The sequence below is a fragment of the Brenneria roseae subsp. roseae genome, assembly GCF_003115845.1.
Taxonomy (GTDB): Bacteria; Pseudomonadota; Gammaproteobacteria; order Enterobacterales; family Enterobacteriaceae; genus Brenneria; species Brenneria roseae.
Genome location: NZ_KZ819051.1, coordinates 1 through 3,801, shown reverse-complemented (window position 1 = coordinate 3,801; position 3,801 = coordinate 1). Strand labels below are relative to the sequence as shown.

General features: G+C 52.5%; 4 protein-coding genes. 1 reads left to right on the top strand and 3 read right to left on the bottom strand.

Going from position 1 to position 3,801, the window contains the following annotated elements; all coding sequences use genetic code 11:
* Positions 1 to 150: 150 nt before the first annotated feature.
* From DDT52_RS20755 to nhaA, 3 genes are all read right to left on the bottom strand, one after another.
* Positions 151 to 465, bottom strand: coding sequence for a type II toxin-antitoxin system RelE/ParE family toxin (locus tag DDT52_RS20755; protein WP_136157990.1), 315 nt, complete (start codon positions 463 to 465; stop codon positions 151 to 153).
* Between the two features lie 4 nt (positions 466 to 469).
* The gene (locus tag DDT52_RS20750) at positions 470 to 724 is read right to left on the bottom strand and encodes a ribbon-helix-helix domain-containing protein (RefSeq protein WP_136157989.1); all 255 of its coding nucleotides are present in this window, start codon (positions 722 to 724) and stop codon (positions 470 to 472) included.
* A gap of 254 nt (positions 725 to 978) precedes the next feature.
* Positions 979 to 2,166, bottom strand: a complete 1,188-nt coding sequence (nhaA, locus tag DDT52_RS20745; RefSeq protein ID WP_136157988.1) for a Na+/H+ antiporter NhaA — start codon at positions 2,164 to 2,166, stop codon at positions 979 to 981.
* Positions 2,167 to 2,580: 414 nt separating this feature from the next.
* On the opposite strand from nhaA, the gene DDT52_RS20740 reads away from it, so the two are divergent.
* Positions 2,581 to 3,507, top strand: coding sequence for a D-2-hydroxyacid dehydrogenase (locus tag DDT52_RS20740; protein ID WP_136157987.1), 927 nt, complete (start codon positions 2,581 to 2,583; stop codon positions 3,505 to 3,507).
* Positions 3,508 to 3,801: the final 294 nt, after the last annotated feature.

Genomic DNA, 3,801 nt, shown 5'->3' with positions numbered 1-3,801 from the left:
AAACCACCGTCAACCACGCCGAAGTAGTACACAAATTAGTACACGAAAATCGGGTGCTTTGCCCGCCGCGTCCGGCCCTAAAAGACGTAATACCAGCATAAACCTAAGTCGTACCGACCGTCTGAGGTCCGCTTTGGGATGGCTCCACCATCAAGTTCTAAAATTTTCACGAAACCGATCAATCAGATGCATCCGCTCGTGCAGAATCGTCACGATACCGATGTCGCCGTTTGATAATCTGCGCCAGTAGACGACATGCCGCTCGTAGCGAAAGAAGAATCCCTCCACTCCAAACTCGGCGGGTACCGGTCTTGATACGACCTCATGGGTTTCTATTCTGGAAAATGCCTCAAACAAGCCAGTAATGTAACGATCGGCCTGTGGCATTCCCCATTGCTCACGAGTGTAACGATAGATCTCGTCAAGGCGATAAGAAGCGGCCTCCTGTATGCGTACATTAGCCATACGGTCAGGCCTTGTTGCGTGCAATGATATCTGCGGCAGTCAAGGACAAGTATGAAGATTCTGGCGCTGCGAAGGCATTAGTCAGTTCCGCTTTGAGCCGTTCGAATGCTTCTGACTCCACCCGTTCCTTGTCCCGGCGAATCAGGTCTCGGATATACTCGCTGACGTTGTCGTAAGAACCATGTTCACCTACGTTGGCGGCCACGAAGTCACTCAACGGCCCTTTGAGGCGAACGGTCATTGTCGTGGTTCGGGACATGATGAGTTCCTCATTTGCGGATCACGTATTGAATATAATCAAAAAATAATACAGAAACAACGTCAGGCCATACGCCATAACGTATAGTTTGGGTGAAGCAATTGCATATTTTCATGTGGGTTACACAAGATTAGCACCCGAAAATCGGGTACCTTGCCGCCGCGCTCGGTACCAAGAGGCACAACGCCAGCACAAACCTAAGCCGTACCCGGGTCGTGCCCCCGAACCGGAACCCAGAAGCACGATAAGAAAATTTATGTCGCTTTCTGGGGGCCCACGGCCCGCAAAAGGAATGCCCCGATGACGCCGGAAACAATGGAGCCGAGCAGCACGCCGAGTTTCAATTCATTTTGCAATAGAGGCACATCAGGGAACGCAAGCAGGCCGATAAATAGGCTCATGGTAAAGCCGATCCCGCAAAGTATCGCGACGCCATAGAGCTGCTTCCAGTTTGCTCCCGTTGGCAACTGCGCCCAGCCAAGCCGGATGATCGCGAAAGATGTGAGGAAGACGCCGAATTGCTTGCCCAGGAAAAGGCCGAAAGCCACGCCAAGCGGGACAGGCTGAGCAAGATCGGAGAGGGACATATCGGCGAAGGACACGCCGGCATTCGCGAAACCGAAGAGCGGCACGATTAGGAACGTCACCCATGGCTGTAAACCATGCTCGACCTGGAGCAATGGCGAGATCGTGTCGTCAGACCGTGCGGTTTTGGGGCGCAGTGGGATAACCAACGCCAGAATCACGCCCGCCAGTGTTGCGTGAACCCCGGATTTGAGAATGAAGAACCAAAGCATCGCGCCAAGAATAAAGTACGGAAACAGACGCACGACACCGAAGCGGTTGAGGGCGACGAGAGCAATGATCACAAGCGCGGCGGCCCCAAGCGCAGCCATGCTGAGAGAACTGGTGTAGAAGAGTGCGATGATGACGACCGCGCCCAGATCGTCGATGATGGCCAGTGCCGTCAGGAAGACGCGCAGCGATATCGGAACGCGAGGACCGAGCAGGGACAGGACTCCCAGCGCGAAGGCGATATCCGTCGCGGACGGGATGGCCCACCCATTAGGATGACCGCCTTCCCCAACGTTGAAGGCCAGGAAGATCAGGGCTGGACCGATCATGCCGCCGATCGCGGCGCTTCCGGGCAGAATGCGTCGTGACCAGGTAGATAGCTGACCGTCCAGGACTTCGCGTTTGATTTCGAGACCGACCATCAGGAAGAATAGAACCATCAGACCATCGTTGATCCAATGCAGGACTGACAGACCACCGACGTAGGTATGCAAGATAGCATCGTAGGAGCGTCCTAAAGGCGTATTGGCGATGATGATCGCGACGGCTGCCGCTATCATCAGAACAATACCGCCGGAAGAGTTGTTGTCGAGAAATGCACGGAGAAGGGAGGCAGGCCGTTTAGCCTTGACGTCGGATGTAGACATAGTTGTTCTCATTCATCAATAAAAGGTTGAATTTAGTTCTCCGTATTTATGGGGGCCCAAAGCGCACGCAGCACACGCCTAATACACCTGATATTCATTACTCATCGGAAGTTTACCGTGGGCCTGTTTTAAATGCACTTTTTTGTCGTGATACAGCTATCAGCGACCGCCAAAGTCAGCGCATAAAATTATTAGCAGGTGGGGTAACGCAAGTCAGAGGCGCCAGGAATCTGTGAAACACATCCTCAAGTACCTGACCCCCTTGCTGTAGATGCCCATTAAGTATGTATCTTGCCTTGGAATTTAAGTGCGAAGTCTCATGCTATAATATTTTTCGCTTATTCTGATGCGTTGATCCCGCTACCATGCTTTTTCTGCTCCATTTTTTCCCGGTTTTGTTCAAGGAACCTGCTTATGACTTCTGTGCTTCTGTTGGATGCCCGTGCTGATGAAATTGTTCCCGTGTTACGCCATGAAGCCCCAGAACTGGAACTGGTGTTATCCAATGGAACGGCGGAGCAGGCTCGTAGTTATCCTGTCTGGCTTGGCGAACCTGATGTTGTCGCCGGCTTGTTGGCTCAGGGAGCAAGGCCGAAGTGGCTACAATCGACCTGGGCCGGATTTAAGCCATTGCTGGCGAGGGGATTGCCGCGCGATTATCGTCTGAGCCGCGCGGTAGGTGTATTTGGTCAACCGATTGCCGAATACGTGCTTGCCCATATGCTCAAGCATGAGCTACAGCTTGATGAACGCCTGCTCAGTCAACGGCAGTGCGAGTGGAACCACCGTCTGCCAGGTTCTCTGGCTGGCAGACGCGTACTCATTGTCGGCGCAGGAGAAATTGGGTGTGAAGTGGCCGGTTTTCTACAGCCTTTCGGGGTTGCATTATTCGGGATTGTGAACACGCCCCGGGTCTTGCCGTACTTTCAGCGTGTAGTAGGGATCGCCGAACTCAAAACGGCGGTGCAGGATGTGGATTACGTGATTAATATTCTGCCCGATACGACAGCAACGACCGACATCTATCATGCAGGCGTGTTTGCCGCAATGAAACCCTCCGCCTTGTTTATCAACGTAGGCCGTGGTACGGCGGTGGTGGATGGGGACCTGCTGGCGGCGTTGAGCACAAGACAAATCGCCGGCGCGGTCTTGGATGTATTTCGTCAGGAGCCTTTACCTGCTGCGCACCCGTTCTGGCAAGAACCGAAACTGACGCTTACCGGCCATATTGCAGGCCCGATGGTGCCGACCCTGATGGGGCGACTATTCCTTCATAATCTGGTGCGTTTTCGTGAAGGCGGTACGTTACGGGGAGAAGTGGACTTCTCCCGCGAATACTAAAAAGCGGCGCATATGGCCATATGGTGTTATCGGTTGGTCATCGATGGCGGGTATTAGGTTACTTGCCAGCGATATTTTTCCATGGAAAGGGCTTGCTAGCGTTATCTGATTAGTACATAATGCTGGCCGTTGAATTGCTTACGCATGAAATAGTTATAAAATTCATGATGTTATAGCTAATTCATCAAGAAAAGGATTAGTTATCGTGAAAAGTTGCTTTTCACCAGAAGTGAAGGATAATTAATCCGGTTTATGCGGGAATAGCTCAGTTGGTAGAGCACGACCTTGCCAAGG

Bases quoted from the DNA above. Each gene is read 5' to 3' on its own strand.
- DDT52_RS20750 (WP_136157989.1), bottom strand. From the start codon at position 724: ATGTCCCGAACCACGACAATGACCGTTCGCCTCAAAGGGCCGTTGAGT.
- DDT52_RS20740 (WP_136157987.1), top strand. From the start codon at position 2,581: ATGACTTCTGTGCTTCTGTTGGATGCCCGTGCTGATGAAATTGTTCCC.
- DDT52_RS20755 (WP_136157990.1), bottom strand. From the start codon at position 465: ATGGCTAATGTACGCATACAGGAGGCCGCTTCTTATCGCCTTGACGAG.
- nhaA (WP_136157988.1), bottom strand. From the start codon at position 2,166: ATGTCTACATCCGACGTCAAGGCTAAACGGCCTGCCTCCCTTCTCCGT.